17 protein-coding genes are annotated in these 19,947 nt (G+C 41.4%); 14 read left to right on the top strand and 3 right to left on the bottom strand.

Annotated elements, in window-relative coordinates; genetic code table 11:
• The first annotated feature begins 383 nt into the window (after nucleotides 1-383).
• The 5 genes from edd to RMB13_RS19525 all read left to right on the top strand — a co-directional run bounded on the left by edd (nucleotide 384) and on the right by RMB13_RS19525 (nucleotide 6,754).
• Complete coding sequence (edd, locus tag RMB13_RS19545) at nucleotides 384-2,231, top strand: phosphogluconate dehydratase (protein WP_005036947.1); 1,848 nt, start codon at nucleotides 384-386, stop codon at nucleotides 2,229-2,231.
• Nucleotides 2,232-2,260: 29 nt separating this feature from the next.
• Nucleotides 2,261-2,890: a bifunctional 4-hydroxy-2-oxoglutarate aldolase/2-dehydro-3-deoxy-phosphogluconate aldolase gene (gene eda / locus RMB13_RS19540; protein WP_205469913.1), complete on the top strand. Its 630-nt coding sequence runs from the start codon at nucleotides 2,261-2,263 to the stop codon at nucleotides 2,888-2,890.
• A gap of 185 nt (nucleotides 2,891-3,075) precedes the next feature.
• Complete coding sequence (locus RMB13_RS19535; protein WP_003654858.1) at nucleotides 3,076-4,434, top strand: gluconate:H+ symporter; 1,359 nt, start codon at nucleotides 3,076-3,078, stop codon at nucleotides 4,432-4,434.
• Between the two features lie 17 nt (nucleotides 4,435-4,451).
• Nucleotides 4,452-4,964: a gluconokinase gene (locus RMB13_RS19530; protein WP_004641091.1), complete on the top strand. Its 513-nt coding sequence runs from the start codon at nucleotides 4,452-4,454 to the stop codon at nucleotides 4,962-4,964.
• A gap of 161 nt (nucleotides 4,965-5,125) precedes the next feature.
• Nucleotides 5,126-6,754, top strand: a complete 1,629-nt coding sequence (locus tag RMB13_RS19525; protein ID WP_198496500.1) for an NADP-dependent glyceraldehyde-3-phosphate dehydrogenase — start codon at nucleotides 5,126-5,128, stop codon at nucleotides 6,752-6,754.
• Nucleotides 6,755-6,873: 119 nt separating this feature from the next.
• Here RMB13_RS19525 and RMB13_RS19520 read toward each other — a convergent pair whose 3' ends face one another.
• Nucleotides 6,874-8,139, bottom strand: a complete 1,266-nt coding sequence (locus tag RMB13_RS19520; protein ID WP_080028132.1) for a glutamate-5-semialdehyde dehydrogenase — start codon at nucleotides 8,137-8,139, stop codon at nucleotides 6,874-6,876.
• 299 nt (nucleotides 8,140-8,438) lie between these two features.
• Here RMB13_RS19520 and RMB13_RS19515 point away from each other — a divergent pair, with 299 nt between their 5' ends.
• Complete coding sequence (locus tag RMB13_RS19515; RefSeq protein ID WP_311086123.1) at nucleotides 8,439-9,752, top strand: alpha/beta hydrolase; 1,314 nt, start codon at nucleotides 8,439-8,441, stop codon at nucleotides 9,750-9,752.
• A gap of 55 nt (nucleotides 9,753-9,807) precedes the next feature.
• Here the strand turns inward: RMB13_RS19515 and RMB13_RS19510 are convergent, their stop codons facing one another.
• Together RMB13_RS19510 and nagZ are read right to left on the bottom strand one after the other, a co-directional pair.
• Nucleotides 9,808-10,650 (bottom strand): class I SAM-dependent methyltransferase, encoded by an 843-nt coding sequence (locus tag RMB13_RS19510; RefSeq protein WP_311086122.1) that lies wholly within the window; start codon nucleotides 10,648-10,650, stop codon nucleotides 9,808-9,810.
• Nucleotides 10,651-10,730: 80 nt separating this feature from the next.
• A complete protein-coding gene (gene nagZ, locus RMB13_RS19505) occupies nucleotides 10,731-11,750 on the bottom strand; it encodes a beta-N-acetylhexosaminidase (RefSeq protein WP_311086121.1) in 1,020 nt (339 codons plus the stop codon).
• 192 nt (nucleotides 11,751-11,942) lie between these two features.
• Here nagZ and RMB13_RS19500 point away from each other — a divergent pair, with 192 nt between their 5' ends.
• The 8 genes from RMB13_RS19500 (at nucleotide 11,943) to RMB13_RS19465 (ending at nucleotide 19,931) form a co-directional block, all read left to right on the top strand.
• Nucleotides 11,943-14,126: a carboxy terminal-processing peptidase gene (locus RMB13_RS19500; protein WP_311086120.1), complete on the top strand. Its 2,184-nt coding sequence runs from the start codon at nucleotides 11,943-11,945 to the stop codon at nucleotides 14,124-14,126.
• Nucleotides 14,127-14,264: 138 nt separating this feature from the next.
• Nucleotides 14,265-15,554 (top strand): glycosyltransferase family 1 protein, encoded by a 1,290-nt coding sequence (locus tag RMB13_RS19495; RefSeq protein WP_311086186.1) that lies wholly within the window; start codon nucleotides 14,265-14,267, stop codon nucleotides 15,552-15,554.
• 24 nt (nucleotides 15,555-15,578) lie between these two features.
• Complete coding sequence (locus RMB13_RS19490) at nucleotides 15,579-16,130, top strand: phosphatase PAP2 family protein (protein ID WP_003654868.1); 552 nt, start codon at nucleotides 15,579-15,581, stop codon at nucleotides 16,128-16,130.
• A 99-nt stretch (nucleotides 16,131-16,229) separates the two neighbouring features.
• The gene (gene iscX, locus RMB13_RS19485; protein WP_003654869.1) at nucleotides 16,230-16,430 is read left to right on the top strand and encodes a Fe-S cluster assembly protein IscX; all 201 of its coding nucleotides are present in this window, start codon (nucleotides 16,230-16,232) and stop codon (nucleotides 16,428-16,430) included.
• 113 nt (nucleotides 16,431-16,543) lie between these two features.
• On the top strand, nucleotides 16,544-16,975 hold the full coding sequence (gene ndk, locus RMB13_RS19480) for a nucleoside-diphosphate kinase (RefSeq protein ID WP_003654870.1): 432 nt from the start codon (nucleotides 16,544-16,546) through the stop codon (nucleotides 16,973-16,975).
• A 123-nt stretch (nucleotides 16,976-17,098) separates the two neighbouring features.
• A complete protein-coding gene (rlmN, locus tag RMB13_RS19475; RefSeq protein ID WP_005036936.1) occupies nucleotides 17,099-18,334 on the top strand; it encodes a 23S rRNA (adenine(2503)-C(2))-methyltransferase RlmN in 1,236 nt (411 codons plus the stop codon).
• Nucleotides 18,335-18,348: 14 nt separating this feature from the next.
• Complete coding sequence (gene pilW / locus RMB13_RS19470) at nucleotides 18,349-19,149, top strand: type IV pilus biogenesis/stability protein PilW (RefSeq protein ID WP_005036935.1); 801 nt, start codon at nucleotides 18,349-18,351, stop codon at nucleotides 19,147-19,149.
• A complete protein-coding gene (locus tag RMB13_RS19465) occupies nucleotides 19,140-19,931 on the top strand; it encodes a helix-turn-helix domain-containing protein (protein WP_004641111.1) in 792 nt (263 codons plus the stop codon). Before pilW ends, RMB13_RS19465 begins: the two co-directional genes overlap by 10 nt.
• Nucleotides 19,932-19,947 lie beyond the last annotated feature (16 nt).

Below are 19,947 nucleotides of genomic sequence, written 5' to 3'. Positions count from 1 at the left end.
TTGAAATTAAGAATTAATAGTAGGAATGAGAATTATAAAGAATAAAACATAGGCTTATTAGAACTAAAAAGTAGTATGAAAAGCTTATTATCTAGATATTGTTCAATGTGTTTCATAATATTGATATTACAATAATTTTACCATAATTTCTGAAGTTCAGTTTAAGCATAAATAATCGAGTTTTTAAATAGGTTTTTGGTCTAAAACCTAAGCTTGCTATACCTTTAAGGTCTATGAGGAGGTCATTAAAACAGCATTGCCTAGGGTTGCATGTCGCTTTTCGCCTGAATAATATTATTCATCCTTTTTCAAATGATCAGAAAAATATATCATTTGGTTTATTTTTATTTTCCGGCTTATCCGGTTGTACAGGAGCGTCCTGCATGGACTTGCCGAACCCCATACTGGCAAAAGTTACCGAGCGCGTAATTGCGCGTAGTCAAAAAACTCGTTCTGCATATTTACAACGTATTGAACATGCACAAGGCAAATTTCCTGCTCGTGGTGCACTCTCATGTGCCAATCTGGCTCATGGTTTTGCCAGCATGGAAGATAATGAAAAATTAATTATTAAAGTAGGCCGTGAGCCAAATATTGGCATTGTATCTTCATATAACGAAATGCTCTCGGCACATGCACCCTATAAAACATTTCCAGATCTAATTAAAACAGCCGCTCGTGAAAATGGTGGTGTAGCGCAATTTGCTGGCGGTGTGCCAGCGATGTGTGACGGTATTACTCAAGGTAATGCTGGCATGGAACTATCATTGTTCTCTCGTGAAACCATTGCGATGAGCACAGCGATTGCATTGTCTCATAACATGTTTGATGCAGCGTTATGTTTAGGTGTTTGCGACAAGATTGTGCCGGGATTATTGATTGGTGCTTTGCAATTTGGTTATTTGCCTACCATTTTTGTGCCTGCGGGCCCAATGACAAGTGGTTTATCTAATGACGATAAAGCCAAAATCCGTCAGCAGTTCGCAACAGGTGAAGTTGGGCGCGATGCTTTGCTTGAAGCTGAATCAGCAGCCTATCACGGACAAGGTACCTGTACGTTTTACGGTACTGCCAACAGTAATCAAATGCTGATGGAAGTGATGGGTTTACACCTTCCAAGTGCTGCATTTGTTCATCCTCACACACCATTGCGTGACGCACTCACCGCAGAAGCTGCGATTCGTGTACTTGATTTAACAGTTGAGCGCGGAAACTACACGCCTATTGGTCATGTTGTTGATGAAAAAGCAATTATAAACGGCATTGTGGCGTTATTAGCCACAGGTGGATCAACTAACCATACTTTGCATCTTATTGCGATTGCCCGTGCTGCTGGCATCTTGATTGACTGGGATGACTTTGATGAATTGTCTGCCGTTGTTCCATTGTTAGCCAAAATTTATCCAAATGGTAAGGCCGATGTAAACCATTTCCAGGCTGCGGGTGGGGTTGCTTTCCTCATTCGTAATTTGCTTGAAGCTGGTTTGTTGCATAACGATGTGACTACCGTTGCAGGTAAGGGTTTATACCATTACACCAAAGAACCAAAACTGATCGACGGTAAGCTCACTTGGGTTGATGGCGTGGTTCAAAGCCTTGATGACAAAGTTTTGCGTAGTTTCGATGAGCCATTCCAACCAGATGGTGGTTTACGTTTAATGCAAGGGCGTTTAGGACGTGGTGTGATCAAGATCTCTGCCGTTGCTCCAGAACATCGTAAAGTTAAAGCACCTGCAATCGTGTTTGATTCTCAAGAAGCAGTGCAAGCTGCATTTGATCGTGGTGAGTTACACCGTGATTTCATTGCTGTTGTTCGCTTCCAAGGCGCACGTGCGAATGGTATGCCAGAACTACACCGTTTAACCCCTGTATTAGGTGTTTTACAAGATCAAGGTTTCCATGTGGCATTAGTAACCGATGGTCGTATGTCGGGTGCTTCAGGCAAAGTTCCAGCAGTGATTCATTTATCTCCAGAGGCTTTGCTGAACGGTCCGATTGCTAAAGTGCAAACGGGAGATATGTTGGTGATTGATGCTGAAGCTGGTGTACTCGATATTGAGTTAGATGAAGCTGTTTGGCAGTCACGCCCTGTTGCGCAGCCAGAACATCAGGCAGAAAACGAAGTCGGCTTTGGTCGTGAATTATTCGGTGTGTTCCGTGCCGCTGCTGCCCCAGCTGAGCATGGTGCTTCTGTGTTTGGTGCTTTGGTTGGTGAAATCGTTCAACCTTAGACTTTAATAATAATAGGAATAGAAAAGTAATGATTAAGATTGAAGATGTTGTTCAATTAGGACCAGTGATTCCGGTACTGGCATTTGATTCTGCCGAGCAAGGTGAACATGTATCACGCGCGCTGCACACTGGTGGCGTGAAAGTATTGGAAATTACGTTGCGTACTGCAGCAGGCCTTGCCGCTATTGAGCGTGCGAGCCAGTTGGCAGATGACATTGTGGTCGGTGTAGGTACGATTACCAAGCCAGAACATTGTGCTCAAGCAAAAAAAGCTGGTGCTCAATTTGGTGTGTCACCGGGTTTGACTAAAGATTTACATTTGGCTGCGCAAGATGCTGGTTTGCCTTTGTTGCCGGGTGTGATGACGCCAAGTGACCTGATTCAGGCAATTGAATTAGGTTATGAAATTGTGAAGTTCTTTCCAGCTCAGCAAGCGGGTGGAGTCGAGATGCTAAAAGCATTTTATGGTCCATTTCCTAACCTACGTTTTTGCCCTACAGGTGGCATTACAGTAGAGACAGCACCAGATTTCTTGAAGCAACCGAATGTGGTGTGTGTTGGTGGTTCGTGGTTAACACCGAAAGCGGCAGTTGCTTCACAAGATTGGGCGGAAATTACTCGCTTGGCACAATTGGCTAGTCAGTTGAGAACATTGTAAATGTAATCAATATTTATAAAAAATGAAGCGCGTTTGATGTGCTTTAGAGCTTATGTCGATATGACCAGTAGTGATACTGGTCATACCTAAATATAAAAAATTAGTGTCTCAACAGTAGGAATTATCCTGGTTGAAGACCTTTATTTGGGCTTAGCCTAGATAGTTACTCCAAGGAGAAATGTCACATGGAGACGGTTCAGGGTGGCATGTTGCTTATCTATACTGTAATCGCGATTATTGCTTTAGTTGTCATGATCGCGAAGTTCAGAATTTATCCATTTCTAGTTCTTATTATTGTTTCACTCGGTTTAGCTTTAGCTGTTGGCATGCCAATGGGCGATATTGTTAAGTCATATGAAGCCGGTACCGGTAAAACCTTAGGTCACCTTGCGATTGTAATCGCACTAGGAACGATGCTCGGTAAAATGATGGCCGAGTCGGGCGGCGCAGAGCGAATAGCAATTACTTTAATTAAATGGTTCGGTGAGAAAAATATTCACTGGGCCATGATGTTCATTGCCCTTATTGTGGGGCTACCCGTATTTTTCGAAGTGGGCTTCGTACTCCTTATTCCAATTGCTTTTAACATTGCCAAAAGAACGGGCAAGTCGTTATTGGTCGTAGGTTTGCCTATGGTTGCAGGGTTGTCCGTTGTGCATGGTTTGATTCCGCCACATCCGGCAGCATTGTTGGCAGTACAGGCATATCACGCTGATATTGGTAAAACAATTGCCTACAGTTTGTTAGTGGGCGTACCAACGGCGATTGTTGCAGGGCCGTTGTATGCATTATGGATCAACAAATATGTCAAATTGCCTGAGAACAATCCATTGTTTAAGCAATTTGTTGAGGTAGATAAGAAAGAAACTCGTGAGCTACCAAGCTTTGGAATTACCTTATTTACGATTATGTTGCCTGTCGTACTAATGTTAATCGGAAGTTGGGCTGATCTTTTCTTTGCACCACAAACTTTCGCAAACGACTTACTACGTTTTATTGGTACTTCTGATATCGCATTGCTTATCGCCGTACTGGTCAGCTTTATTACCTTTGGTACGATGCAGGGCTTTAACCGTGAACAGATCGAAAAATTCTGTGGCGGTTGTTTGGCTTCTATTGCCGGAATCATGTTGATTGTCGGTGCTGGTGGCGGTTTTGGCGGTATTTTGCGTGACAGTGGTATTTCTAATGAGATCGTTTCTACAGCCTTGAAGGCAAATTTGTCACCGTTATTGTTGGGCTGGTTAGTTGCAGCATTGATTCGTTTGGCAACAGGATCGGCAACAGTCGCTATGGCTACTGCTTGTAGTATTGTCGCTCCGATTGCTGCTACAGCTGGTGTCGCCGTTAGACCGGAACTTTTAGTACTTGCCACAGGTTCAGGTTCATTAGTTTTCTCCCATGTAAATGATGCAGGATTTTGGTTAATCAAAGAATATTTTGGTATGACAGTAGGGCAAACACTCAAAACTTGGTCAGTATTAGAAACCATTATTTCGGTGTTGGGTTTGTCTTTCACGCTACTTCTTAGCACTATTTTATAATTAGAGGTAAGTAATCCATGATTGTGATTGCAATGGGTGTCTGTGGAACAGGCAAAACACTGATTGGTGAGTTACTGTCGGAGCATTTGGCTTGTGAGTTTCTCGATGGAGATACACTGCATTCGACTGCAAATAAAAGCAAGATGAGTCAGGGTATTCCTTTAACTGATGAAGATCGCATGCCTTGGTTACAGGCGATTCGTAAAGCTATTGAAGAGAAACAGCTGGCGGGTGAGACTGCAGTGTTTACTTGTTCTTCACTAAAGCGGGTCTACCGAGATATTTTACGCGGACATGACCAGAATGTGCAGTTTGTATATTTAAAAGGGTCATATGAGTTGTTAAAACAGCGTCTTGCTGAGCGAGCGGGCCATTTTTTCGACCCTTCTTTATTGCAGACTCAGCTTGATACTTTAGAAGAACCTGATGTTCATGAGGCAATTACGATTGATATCGCATTGACACCTGAACAAATAGTTGTGCAGGTCATGCAAAAATTAGGGGTAACTGACAGCGTGTGTAGGGGGTAACCTCATTTATAAACATTGCAAGTCTTGATTGATTTGTGGTGAGGCTCAAGCAAAGTGAATACCAGTAATGGTACTGGTATTCACAGGAACAAGGTCTGATCATAGCGGGCTAGGTTCGAATATATAAATACATAAATATATAAAACTTGGAGATAAGAAGAATGAGTCATTCAAATAATTTGCAGCAGAAATTTCCCATCGTAGATAGTATTCCTGAGAGCGTGCGTCTACCATCCCAGATTCATCAGCGTGTCTCATTAGTAGATGGTGAGCTGAAGTTGTGGGCTGGTGCAACCAAGAAAACATTGTCCCCAATCTGGACTCAGCAGCCTGATGGTAGTTTGCAGCAAGTTGAGCTTGGCAGTTATCCAATCATGGGTGAGAAGGAAAGCGACGAAGCACTAGAAGCAGCAGTACGGGCCTACAACAATGGTCGTGGTGAATGGCCAATGATGAAAGTTGGTGAGCGCATTGCCTGTATGCAGAATTTTATTCAGCGTATGGTGGAGCGGCGAGACCTGATTGTTAAACTGATCATGTGGGAAATTGGCAAGAGCTTAGCTGACTCTGAGAAAGAGTTTGACCGTACTGTCACCTACATGCGTCAAACCATTGATGCCCTGAAAGACTTAGACAATGCTAACTCCCGCTTTGTGATTGCTGAAGGTACCATTGGTCAAATCCGTCGTACCCCGTTGGGCGTAGTGTTGTGTATGGGGCCATACAACTACCCGCTGAATGAAACCTTTGCTACCCTGATTCCGGCTATGCTAATGGGCAATACCATTGTCTTCAAACCACCTCAATTTGGTACCTTGTTGTTTGAACCATTGCTGGAAGCATTCCGTGAATCATTCCCGAAAGGTGTGATCAATACCATCTATGCGCCAGGCTCACTGGTGGTGCCGCATCTGTTGGCATCTGGAAAAATCAACGTATTGGCGCTGATTGGTTCTAGCAAAGTGGCCGATTACTTGAAAAAGCAACATCCTAAATCTCACCGTCTGCGTGCGATTTTGGGGCTGGATGCGAAGAATGCTGCCATTATTCTGCCGGATGCCGACTTGGATCTGACAGTGAAAGAGTGTCTGCTGGGTGCATTGTCATTCAATGGTCAGCGTTGTACTGCGCTCAAAATGCTGATGGTACATCGCTCGATAGCCGATGAATTTGTTAACCGCTTAACGGCTGAACTGGCCAAGCTGAAAGTGGGTATGCCGTGGGAAAAAGGTGTGTTTATTACTCCGCTGCCAGGCATGCACCGTACGGCCTATATGACTGAAGTCATTGAAGATGCCGTGGCTAAAGGGGCAAAAGTGGTTAATGTAGAAGGTGGTGAATTCTGCAAAACTATGTTCTATCCAGCCGTAGTTTATCCAGTGACTGAAGGCATGAGACTGTATCGTGAAGAACAGTTTGGTCCAGTGGTACCAGTCTCTGTTTATGATGACATTGAAACTGTGCTGGAATATGTCACTACTTCTGATCATGGTCAGCAGGTGAGTATTTTTGGTAGTGACCCTGAGCAAATTGGTCATTTGGTTGATCCGCTGGTCAATCAGGTTTGTCGTGTGAACATTAATTGTCAGTGCCAACGTGGTCCAGATGTGTTTCCATTCGGTGGTCGTAAAGATTCTGCGGAAGGTACACTGTCTGTGCATGATGCGCTGCGAGCATTCTCTATCCGTTCTATGATTGCTGCTAAACAGACTGATGACAGCAAAGGCATGCTGGCCTCTATGGTGTCTGAGCACTATTCTAAATTTGTGAATACCGACTTTATTTTCTAAGTGGTATGTGCTTAAAAAACCAGCCATCGGGCTGGTTTTTTGCTTGTAAAATTTGAATAATAAAATAAATAAAAACGCCTGATTAATATAAGGCGTTTTTATTTGGAATAGTAGATCGATTATTGACGAATCTGACCGTCCCCTAACACAATCCATTTTTGAGAAGTTAAACCTTCTAAACCAACCGGACCACGTGCATGGATTTTATCTGTAGAGATACCAATTTCTGCACCTAAGCCATATTCAAAACCATCAGCAAAACGAGTCGAAGCATTGACAACTACTGAACTTGAATCTACACGAGCCAAGAATTGACGCGCCAAACTATAATTTTCGGTCACAATCGCATCGGTGTGATGGGAACCATATTTGTTAATATGGTCAATTGCTTCGTCTAAACCACTAACAACTTTAATTGCAAGAATTGGCCCTAAATATTCGGTATACCAATCTTCTTCCGTTGCAGCTTTAACAGATGGGCCTAAAATTCGGCGTGTTTCTGGGCAGCCACGTAGTTCAACTTGCTTTTCTGCATAAAGTTCGGCAATGCGTGGTAAGAAAACGTCTGCAATCTTTTCATCAACAAGCAGAGTTTCCATCGCATTACAAACACCATAGCGATGAGTTTTTGCATTTAATGTAATAGGTAAGGCTTTGTGAAGGTCTGCTTGCGCTTCGACAAATACATGACAGTTACCATCAAGATGCTTAATAACAGGAATACGTGCTTCATTCGTCACACGCTCAATTAAGCTTTTACCACCACGTGGAACAATGACATCCACATATTCAGTCATAGTAATAAGGTGGCCGACTGCCGCACGATCAGGCGTATCAATTACTTGCACTGAATGTTCAGGTAAGCCTGCTACTTTTAAGCCATGCTTAATTGCTTCTGCAATTGCTTTATTTGACTCAAGCGCTTCTGAACCACCACGCAAAATAATGGCATTGCCTGATTTGATGGCTAAAGATGCTGCTTCTAGCGTGACATTTGGGCGTGATTCGTAAATCATCCCAACGACCCCTAGAGGTACACGCATTTTGCCAATTTGAATACCTGTTGGGCGGTATGCAAGATCAGTAATTTCCCCAATTGGATCGACAAGCGCGATCACATCTTTTAAACCTTGCAACATTCCTTTAAAACGTGCGGGCGTAAGTTCAAGACGATCAAGCAATGCGCTATCGAGCTGATTGCTACGACCTTTATCCATGTCCACTTGATTCGCTGCCAAGATTGCTGCCTGATTATTTTCCAAAGCAGTATAAATAGCAGAGAGTGCATGATTTTTAAGCGAGGTAGAAGCACTTGTTAAGACGCGTGAGGCGTCACGTGCTTGTTGCCCGACTTTTTGCATATATTGTTCAATTGAATCTTGCATAGCCGTTTTTAATCGTTTACCAATGACTACGATAGTAGCAGTCAAATGCGGAACAATGAATGGCTTTTTTTGAAAAATGTGACCGCCATAAAAAAACATTTAAATATTTTGCAAACTATTAGCGACTTAAACAAGATGAGCGGTCATTTGAGCGATTGCGTATATTTCACACAATTGTTTAGAATGTTATTGTGCAATACAAACTAATACAAATTTTAAAGTTTTGTGCATAAAAGATTACGTGTTCAAGAAGGAACTCTTGCAGCATAAAAAAATTACAGCAAGGAGGAAGCAAGGATATGAATTCCATTATTCAAATGGATTCGGAGATAAACCAAGCTTATGCCGGTTTTGGCTTTTTCGATATCTACCATAGAGATAGTTTTAAACAACCTGCTCGTACAACATGGATTGACGGCTGGAAGATTGAATATATGGCAATTGCCGATCCAAAAACGATTCACAATACGCCAATTGTGATTGTGGGCGGTGCTTTCCAGAATTTTAATTCTTATAAATATTGTGTTGAACAATTGTTTGAAAGCGGTCCGGTAATCTTAATTGATTTACCTTCTATGGGCGCAAATCAGCAAATTACCAATCGGGACACAGGAGTATCTGCGGGTACTTTAGAATTACCTGATTTATCTAAAATGTTGGGACGTTGGCTGGATATTGTTGGACTACAAAAAGTTTCCGTTATGGGAATGTCTTTGGGGTCGGTGATAGCCTCTTGCTTTGCTTACCATCGTCCAGAATTAATGGACCGCATGATTTTGATGGGTGTTATGCAAAAGACCCGAAAAAGTTGGCGAATGATTTTGGAAGAGTCCCTCAAACTCATGCAAGAAAACCGCATGGAAGAGTTTGGTCAAGCTGTGATTTTGTATTTGGTGAATCATGCAAAATTAGATAAGACCCGCATGTCGCCTACAGCCAAAAAATTATTTTTTAGGCAAATGGCTGAGTTTACTGGGACTGAGCGAGAACGTTATGAAATTAACTGTAATCGTCTTTTGCGTTTAACTGACGTGCCAATTCCAGCGTGTAAAACTCTCGTTGCTGCAGGGCAGTATGACAGTTTCACTCTACCACATGAAAATGCAAATTTTGCTTTGCAATGTCCAGATATGGAATTTGCACTTATTGCAAATGCTGACCATGTACCTCAGTTGCAACGCCGTAAAGAAACTATGAGTTTGTTCACCACTTTCTTGAAGGGGGAGTCTATCCATAATCTGGATGGAATTATTCCTATGACACGTGAACAAATGCAAAAGATGGAACGCCGTGGTGAAGAACGGGTTCGGGTTTTACAGTCAAAAACTCAACTTACTCACCGAGAATTGGATGTACAGGTACCAGTGACAATTGTTGATGTCACATTCTTTGGTATGTATTTAAAAATGGATGATGTTTCGAAGCTGGATTTTGTAAATGAACATCCACGTGATTTAGCACTGCATTTAGAAGATGAAGAAGGTATTTTTTCAATTGAATGCTTAATTTTTGAAAGTACAGAGCAGGGGATTCGAGCTTTATTTAAACATGGTAGTTTTGAACTTGCTGATCGTTTAAGCCGTTTTATTGCTCGTCAAAAACAAACTGTTTAATCTATTCCTTATAGTTGGAAGCTCGTAATTTTCGAGCTTCCAATTTTTATGCTTATTATCTTGTTTGGCTGTGGATTATCCAGACAAGATCGCCTAAATGTTGCTCATGATCATCGGAAGGAACTTGCCCAAAAAATATTTGTGGCTGTTCAACTGTGGCGTGTTGGAACCCCGCATCTTTAAAAAAATCCTGTACTTCTTGAGGGCTTTTAAAATGAAAACTAAAGGAACTGCGGGACATTAATTTAAGTAGCTTACTACTGTTCCAGATCAGGGTCGCCAGTTTGTTTTTAATTGGTTCAGGGTACAGATCCGTTAAATAATGGAACGTTTTAAAAGCAGCACCGTAGTGAGCGATCGATTGAATGAGTTGTTTTAATAAATCTTTATCAAAATAGTTAATTAAACCTTCACTAATTACAACCAATGGGCGGTTCGGGTCAAACACTTCAAATGCTTGTGCAAAGGCTTCTGTAAATAAATCAACCGATAAAATTTCAGGCGCATTTTTTTCAATTTGCTGAAGTGCATTTTGTTTGGTTTGTGCCATATCGGGTAAATCAAGCTCCCGATAGGTAATTGAAGGGTAATGCTGTCTAAACCACCATCCGCGAGGGGACAGGCCACATGCTATTTCTAAGACTTGTAGATCAGGATTTTCTTGAATTAACTTCTCTAAATGATGATCAAGCATGGTGTGGCGTTGTTTGAGCGTCGTGCGCATGCTACCGCCCACATATTTCTCAGCCCAAGATTCTATCGGATGAACCAAATACGCCAGTGATTTGCCTTTAGTTGTAGCAAGTGCTTCATGAGAGATCCCCATTTGGTACCAGATATAGCCGGTATAGTGTGCAGTAAAAGAAATATGGCGGTGTTTAGAAAGTTGTTGTGTCATTCGTCCTGAACTCGGTTTATTGTTTTTGTGTGATTTGACTGATGATTTGAACCATCAGTCAAATATGTGCTTAAGTCAATTTAAAACGAATTCTTAAACTCTTCAATGGCTGTTTTGACAGCTTGCCACTCATCTCCTAGCGATAAGGTTTCACCAATCTGAATTTGTGGAATTTGACCGCGCATACGTTCTAAGCGTTCTTGGTTTGGCAGAGCAAGTTTTTCGATACCTTCTAGTGCTGTGCATGCTGCATTACGGTCATTACACACAAGCCCCATATCACAACCCGCAGAAAGCGCGGCTTGAATACGTGCATCTGCACCACCTGCTACACACGCGGCTTGCATAGTTAAGTCGTCAGAGAAGAGTACACCATCAAACTTCAAACGGTTGCGTAGAACTTCTTGAATCCAAAAAGATGAAAAACCAGCTGGATTTGGGTCAATCTGATCATAAATAACATGTGCTGGCATGAGTGCATCAAGCTGAGGCATGAGCTTGATAAAGCTTTGCATGTCATGATTATAGATTTCGTCATAGCTACGGCTGTCAATTGCAGCTGCAACATGAGAGTCTGCTTTTACCGAGCCATGGCCAGGGAAGTGCTTGCCCGTATTTGCCATTCCAGCTTTTTTCATGCCTTGCATAAATGCGCCAGCAAGAGGTGCGATATCTTCAATATTTTTAGAGAAACCTCGGTCACCAATCACGTCACTAATTGCATTAAGGTCTAAAACTGGTGCAAAACTAAAATCGATGCCGACTGCAAGGACTTCGGTTGCCATGAGCCAACCACACTGTTCAGCCAGCTCAAGTGCTTTTTGAGGTTGGGTAATATAGAGTTCACCAAAACGGCCCATGGCCGGTAATAAGGTAAAACCAGATCTTAGGCGCTGAACTCGACCACCTTCTTGGTCGACAGCAATTAAAATATCTGGACGAATTTGTCGCATGTGGTCTGTTAAAGCACGCACTTGTTGCGGAGATTCAATATTTCGTGCAAATAAAATCATGCCACCGACTTGCGGAGCGCGTAATAGTTCAATATCTTCTTGAGTAAGTTCTGTGCCGGCGATATCCAGCATCAATGCGCCAATCATATTGGTTCCATTTGAATTTTGATTGAAAAACAATAAGCGAATTTTGCAATGTTTTGCTACATTTTGTCAGTACAGAATATGATAAAACTACACGGTATAAACAATTTAGTTGGTTAAGATTTTGAATCTGCTTAGTTCATATCGAAAACAGAGCATGTAAGATAGGAACACCCAAGGAAGTATTAAAAATTTATGAAACTTCAAACTATAGCTTGTGCAGTAGCGATCGCGACTGGCGGTTTATTCTTCTCTCATACGATGAATGAAGCGAGAGCAGCAACGAATACTGCTGTGGTTTCTCAATCGATCCAGCCAACGCAAGAGCAGGCTTTGGTAGCCCGCCAACTGGCAACTTTAGTTGATCGCCAACATTATTTGAATATGCGTTTGGATGCGACAACATCAAATCGTATTCTCGATATGTATTTAGATAATCTTGACCCAGATCACTCACTATTTTTAGACGCTGAAGTTCAAAATTATAAAAAACTATATGGTTCAAATTTTGGCGCTTCATTAAAAGCGGGGAATTTAACAGGGCCATTTGCAATTCATCAGCAATATCGTGAACGCTTAAAACAATTTTATGAGTTCATGTTGGCTGAGTTGAAACAACAGCAAAATTTAAAACAGCCAAATAGCTATATTGAAGTTGATCGTGAAAAAGCACCGTATTTTAAAACGACGGCTGAGCAACAAAATCACTGGCGTAAAATGTTGGTTTCGCAGTTAATCAACTTAACCATTAGTCGTGAAGAAGAGCAGGCTAAACAAAAAGCGCTTAAAGAAAACCCTTCACTTGCTGATGGTCAAGACTTAACTGGCCCAGAAGATTTAACGCCAGCTCAGACCTTAACTAAACGTTATACGCGTCAGCTTGAAAGAATTAGTCGTGTGAAAAGCGATGATGTGTTGGACAAAACATTAAATGCAATGTTGGCGACCTATGATCCACATAGTAACTATTACCCGCCAATTGATGCGATAGAACTTAATCGCCAAACGACCTTGCAACTAGAAGGCATTGGGGTGTCGATTCGTCCAGAGCGTGGCAATGAAGATTACACTAAGATTGAAACTATTGTAGAAGGTGGTCCTGCTAGTAAGTCTGGCCAAGTGAAATCAGGAGATCGAATCGTTGGTGTCGCCCAAGAAGGCGAGAAAATGATTGATGTGGTTGGTTGGTCAAGTTCTGAAATTGTTGGGCTTATTCGTGGTAAACGCGGAACGAAAGTAACATTAAAACTTCTTGGTGCTGGTGCATCAATGAGTCAGGCACGTAATGTGACTTTGGTGCGTGATGTCATTCAGGAAGAAGATGCTGGTGTTCGTTCACGTACAGTTGAAGTGACACGTGATGGTAAAAAGCACGTATTGGGCGTAATCGAAATTCCATCATTCTATTTTGACTATCGTTCACGTCGTGCTGGTCAACAGTACCGTTCAGTTTCGGAAGATACTGCAAATGCTTTTGAAGCGTTAAAAGCGAAGAAAGTAGAAGGTATTATCATTGACTTACGTAATGACCCAGGTGGTTCATTAGAAGAAGTTGCACGTATGCTGGGTCAAGTGATTAAGTCTGGTCCAGTTGTCCAAATTCGTGATGGTAATGGCAACGTTAGTGTTTTTGAAGACAACGATGGTGGTCAACAAATTTACACTGGCCCTCTTGCTGTAATGGTGAACTTGGCGTCAGCGTCAGCTAGTGAGATTTACTCTGCTGCAATTCAAGATTATGAGCGCGGTATTATTATTGGTAGTACAACAACTGGTAAGGGTACAGCTCAGGTACAACTTGATACTCTGGCATACGGTCAAGCGACTTTAACTCAGCGTAAGTTCTACCGTATTACGGGTGGTAGTACACAAAATAAAGGTGTAGTACCAGACATTAAACTCGTCGATATCTATAATGAAGAGTTTGGTGAACGTAAATCGAAGAATGCGTTGAAGTGGGACACTATTCCTACAGCGCCATTTAAACGTGAGGGTTCTGTTCAACCTTATGTCACAAAGTTGTCTCAATTTTCTGAACAACGTGTAAGTGCTGATCCACAGTTTAAATATTTGAATAAACGTACTGCAATTGCCAAGGTAACAAGTGAGCAAAAGCAAGTCGTACTTGATATTGATAAGCGCCGTGCAGAATTACTTGGTTTAGAGAAACAAACTCTAGATGCAGAAAATGAACGCCGTGCAGCAAGTGGTCAAAAACCTTTTGCAAACTGGGAAAGCTATCAAGCTTCATTAGATGCTCTAGCTGAATCTCGCGCTAAAATGAAGGCTTCACAACGTCCTGCATTGCCAGAAGAAGAAACTTTTGTGACTGAAGCTGCAAATGTACTTATGGATTATGCAAAATTGCAAAATCGCTAAGCGTTATTAAGCTTTAAGAGAAAAGCATACTGTCATCAGTGTGCTTTTTTTATTTTTCATGTCAGTAAACTGTCATGCATTTATCATCAAAGTGTCAAAAAAACTGCTTAATCTTTAAGCATGAAAATAAATACATTGATGGATGGCGCTATGCAAAGCTCATACGCGACAGCACTATTAAAACAACAGCAACTTCCTGAAAGCTTCCAATTCTATTTTAAACAAAAGCAGCAGTTGTCTAATACTCACTCACTACATGAGTTGGTTCGCCCGCGTTTAAAAATTGCGATTGTTACCGAAACATGGCCACCTGAAATTAATGGTGTGGCACTTTCATTATTACAGTTATGCCAAGGCTTACAAAAGCAGGGGCATAAGATTTTATTGATTCGCCCAGAACAAAAAGCAAAATGCCATGACTTTACACCAGAGCAAGAATGTCTGGTCATGTCGCAAGCGATTCCAAAATATCCGACTTTACAGTTTGGCTGGCCACAATATTTAAAAGTATCGAAAGCTTTTGAAAAGTTTGTGCCAGATGTAGTCCACATTGTGACAGAAGGTCCTTTAGGTTTAACTGCCATGCAGGCTGCAAAAGCAAAAGCTATTCCGGTTTCTAGCGGCTTTCATTCACCCTTTCAAGATTTTAGCCGATTCTTTGATTTGGCTTTTTTAGTCAAACCGATTCAAAAATACCTGTGCTGGTTTCACAACAATACTCAAGTGACTTGTGTGCCGAGTAAAGATACACAAGAAGCATTACGCGGTTTTGGTATTACTTGCCCGCTGGTTGTGGTTGGACGCGGCGTAGACACAACGAGATTTTCACCAAAGCATCGTTCTGAAAATTTGCGAAAGCAATGGGATGCTGATGAGAATACTCGCGTTATGCTTTATGTGGGACGTTTGTCTCCAGAAAAAGAAGTGCAAGTGCTGATTGAAAGCTATGCAAACTTACAAACTGTTCAGCCACATAAAACTAAGTTAGTTATTGTGGGAGATGGCCCAGATTTTGCTCGGTTAAAATCATTGCCTGAAGCGAAGGGTGTTATCTTTACCGGAAGTCTGAGAGGTCAAGACTTGGCAGCTGCCTATGCGAGTGCAGATGTATTCGTATTTGCGAGTCAAGTTGAAACGTTTGGTAACGTAGTTTTAGAGGCAATGGCAAGCGGTTTGCCAGTTATCGCGTATGATTATGCATGTGCACATCAATACTTAACACATGGTGTGAATGGCTGGTTAAGCCCACTTGGACAAAAAAGCCACTTTATACAACAAATTTATCAGCTTCCTTCAGTACAACAACTTAGAGAAATGGGCGTACAAGCCTGTCATAAAGTACAGCAAAGCGGTTGGCAACTTCCGGTTCAGCAATTGGAGCAGGCATTTTATCAGGTAGTGAAGGAGCCCTCGTTGGACTTCACCTAAGTATCCTAAAATAGGAGAATGACCATGAAATTTAAGAATGCAAAAATAAAAATACTCGATTTAGATTTGAGAGGCTGTTTATATCTTAACAATTTCTCTCACTCACAACGTGTTGCCCTTTTTTTCAAAATCATCAGTCGTGTGGGTGATGGACCATTTTGGTATCTAATGCTGGCAATCGTGTGGGGGATGCAAGGCATCACCTATAGCCTGCAAATCATCTACTTATTACTGGGTGGTTCTGTTGGGACGGCAATCTATAAATTTTTAAAACATAAAACAACGCGACCTCGTCCTTATCAGGTGCATCAGGTGATTGTGCTAGGTGAGAGACCACTCGATCATTTCAGCTTTCCATCTGGCCATACACTTCATGCCGTGATGGTCACGATTGTCTTGGGCTATATCCAGCCAGTCTTGCTTGCTGCGATGTTTCCTTTCATGGTGCTCGTGGCATTGTCTCGAATGGTGCTTGGTCTACACTACCCAAGTGATGTGATTGTAGGGGCTTTAATTGGTGCTGCTGTGGCAAGTTTGATTATTTTTGCTGCACCTTTATTGAACATCGCTTTATAAGCATCGGTAATTTTTATCAGCTTAAGCTAACGATTAGGTTTGTGGATTTGCTAAAGTACACAGTTCTTGATTTAGCAGATTAAACAGATAGGAGCCGCTATGGGCTTACGTTGGACAGATACGATTGATATTGCCATTGAATTGTCAGAAGCACATCCAGAAGTTGATCCGCAATGGATTCGTTTTACCGATTTACATGCATGGGTATGTGCTTTACCAGATTTTAATGATGACCCCAATAAGTCGACAGAAGGTTTGTTAGAAGGGATCCAAATGGCCTGGATAGACGAAGTTCGCTAAAAACAGTAGAAAAAATCGCAACTTTTACACATACAAAGCTGATTATTGCCTATGACATCGGTATAATGCGGCAAATTTTTTAAAGTTTAAATCTTAAAATAAAGGAGCCACTCATGGCTATTGAACGTACTTTGTCTATCGTAAAACCTGATGCAGTGTCTAAAAACCACATCGGTGATATTTTTGCTCGTTTTGAAAAAGCGGGTTTAAAAATTGTTGCGACTAAAATGAAACACCTTTCTCAAGCTGATGCTGAAGGTTTCTATGCTGAGCATAAAGAACGTGGTTTCTTTGGTGACTTAGTTGCATTCATGACTTCTGGTCCAGTTGTAGTATCTGTTCTTGAAGGCGAAAATGCAGTTCTTGCACACCGTGAAATCTTAGGCGCTACAAACCCTAAAGAAGCAGCTCCTGGCACTATCCGTGCTGACTTTGCTGTAAGCATCGACGAAAACGCTGCTCACGGTTCTGACTCAGTTGCTTCTGCAGAGCGTGAAATTGCTTACTTCTTTGCTGACAACGAGATCTGCCCACGCACTCGTTAATCGAAAGCATTCAAACCAGATAAGTGGTATACTACTTATCTGGTTTTTTTATTCTCTCAAGAGAATATTGTTTGATTCTTGAACAATATCTTCAGTTTTTTGACATGGTTTAGGTAAATACACATGAGTTCTGCAGAGGTCGTTTCATCTGAAAATCTTGATGGACAGCAGCAATCTTCGTCCACGCTGGTAATTCCTGCTGCCGAAAATAAAGTGAATTTACTCGGCATGTCTCGTACTGAATTAGAAAAATTCTTTGAAGACATTGGTGAGAAAAAGTTTCGTGCCGGACAAGTCATGAAATGGATTCATCAATACTTCATTACTGATTTTGCTGAAATGACCAATATTTCAGGAAAATTACGTGAGAAGCTTGAACAGATTTGTGAAATCAAGGCACCTGAAGTTGTTCACCGTCATTATTCAAAAGATGGCACACGTAAGTGGGTTTTTCGCGTGGGTGATGGTGCAGGGTCTTTGGTTGAAACTGTATTAATTCCTGCTGAAGATAAAACAGGCTTACGCAAAACTTTGTGTATTTCCTCACAAGTGGGTTGTGCATTGGACTGTTCATTTTGTTCAACAGGTAAACAAGGTTTCCAACGTGATTTAACGCCAGATGAAATCATTGGACAACTCTGGATGGCAAACTATTCTTATATGGAAGAAGTGCCTGTTGCCGAGCGCGAGCGTTCAGTGACTAATGTTGTGATGATGGGTATGGGTGAGCCATTGCTCAACTATGATGCTGTATTAAGCTCAATGCAGATTATGCTTGATGACTTTGCCTATGGCATGTCTAAGCGCCGTGTGACTTTATCAACGTCAGGTGTTGTACCAAAAATTGACCAACTTGCAAAAGACATTGATGTTGCTTTAGCAATTTCTTTACATGCACCAAACGATGAATTACGTAATGAATTAGTGCCAATTAATAAAAAATATCCATTGGCTCAGTTAATTGCAGCATGTCAGCGTTATATTGCCAAAGATGGTAATGAAAGTACGCGTAAACATGTGACTATTGAATATGTGATGTTAGAGGGCGTAAATGATCAGCCTGAACATGCACAGCAAATGATTAAATTATTAAAAAACTTACCAAGTAAAATTAATTTAATTCCATTTAATCCGTTCCCGCATGCACCATATGGTCGCTCAAGCCGAAATCGAATTATCTCGTTCCAAAAAACTTTGTCTGATGCTGGATTTGTGTGTACGATTCGTCAAACACGTGGTGATGATATTGACGCTGCATGTGGACAGTTAGTCGGTCAAGTGGCTGATAGAACTCGTCGTGCTGAACAGTGGCAGAAAAAAGTCACACAGCGTCAAGAGATTTTGCGGACACAAGGATAAATTGAGGGCAGGCTTTGAGTACTCCAAAGTTAAAAACGGTATTTTGTATGGGAGTTGCAGTTGCGCTTTTGGCAAGTGGTTGCCAGACAACGCATACGCAAAAAAAAGACCCAGAAAAAGCGGTAAAGGTGCGTACACAACTTGCTGCTGAACATATCCGTTCAGGTGACTTGGATTCGGCAAAGCGAGCTCTTGATCAAGCCTTAAGTGTAGATAGCCGTGATGCAACGGCAAATATGATGATGGGTATTTTACTACAGCAAGAAGGTAGTAAGCCGAACTTAGAAAAAGCAGAACATTATTTTAAACGAGCAATTTCATCTGAACCAGATAATGCTCAAGCACATAATAACTATGGTACTTATTTATACCAAATGGAACGCTATAATGATGCGATCGAGCAATTTCGTATTGCTGGCACAACATTAGGGTATGACCAACGCTATCAGGCGTTAGAAAATCTGGGGCGTATTTATTTAAAATTGGGTGATGTTGCGAATGCTGAAAAAACATTCAAGCAATCACTCCTTGCTAACCGCGACTCTTATATTTCAATGTTAGAGTTAGCGGAAATTTTTTATTTGCAGCAGCAGATTCCGGCTGCTACACAAATGTATGAGCAATATGCTCGTACAGTGGGGCAGAAAAATCAGGGTGCAAGAGCACTTTGGATTGGTGTAAGAGTGGCTCGAGCCAATGCGGATAAAATGGGAATGCAAGTGTTAGTAAACCAATTACGTGCTTTGTTCCCAGAAAGTCCAGAATATCAACGTTATTTGCAATTACAGTATAGTACTGAGGCCGTATGGAAATAAATCCTAATTCACAGCAGCCAACTGGCTCAAGCTTACCGACTTCTGCTTTAGGAAATATTCAACGTCCTGGTGAGTATTTACGTCAAATTCGAGTTGCTCAGAATAAAGAGTTAGGGCAAGTTTCTTCAGATCTAAACATGCCGGTCAAAACTCTAACCGCTTTAGAGCAAGATGATTATAAGTCATTGCCAGAAGCGACTTTTATCAAGGGTTATTACCGTTCATATGCAAAATATCTAAATACAGATGCGACGGCAATTATTCAGCGCTTTGATGAGATTTATGCAAATGATACCGGGCTTTTACCGAACCATGCTTTAAATAACTCACCAATTAAAATCATGGGTAAACTCCCTGGTTCTAACAGTGATCGTAATAAGAAATGGTTAAAGCGCGCACTGCTTGCAATTTTGGTTATTGCTGTTGTGTCATTGATTGTTATGGGTATTCAAAAATGGACTTCAAAGAAAGAAGATGCTGATTTACCTAAAGTAAATCAATCTAATGTTGAAGTTTTACCTATGAAAGGAAATGCCACCTCAACAGTGGGTGATCAATTGGTGCTAAACTTTAACCGACCAACTTCTGTTCATATTGTTGATGCAACAGGTAAAGTTTTGGCGACAGGTCGTCAGTCATCAACTTTAAATTTAAATGGTGAGTCTCCATTTCAGATTCGTCTTGATGATGCAACTGCTGTGTCATTAAGTTTAAACCAAGAACAGATTTCATTGTCTCCATATACGGTAAACGGTAAAGCTGAATTCCGTTTATCCCGCTAATACCATGAGTTGAGCG

It is taken from the genome of Acinetobacter sp. V102_4 (assembly GCF_031799005.1).
Lineage (GTDB): Bacteria > Pseudomonadota > Gammaproteobacteria > Pseudomonadales > Moraxellaceae > Acinetobacter > Acinetobacter calcoaceticus.
Note: the sequence above shows the minus strand (reverse complement) of the source record. Positions and strands in the feature narration are given on the sequence as shown.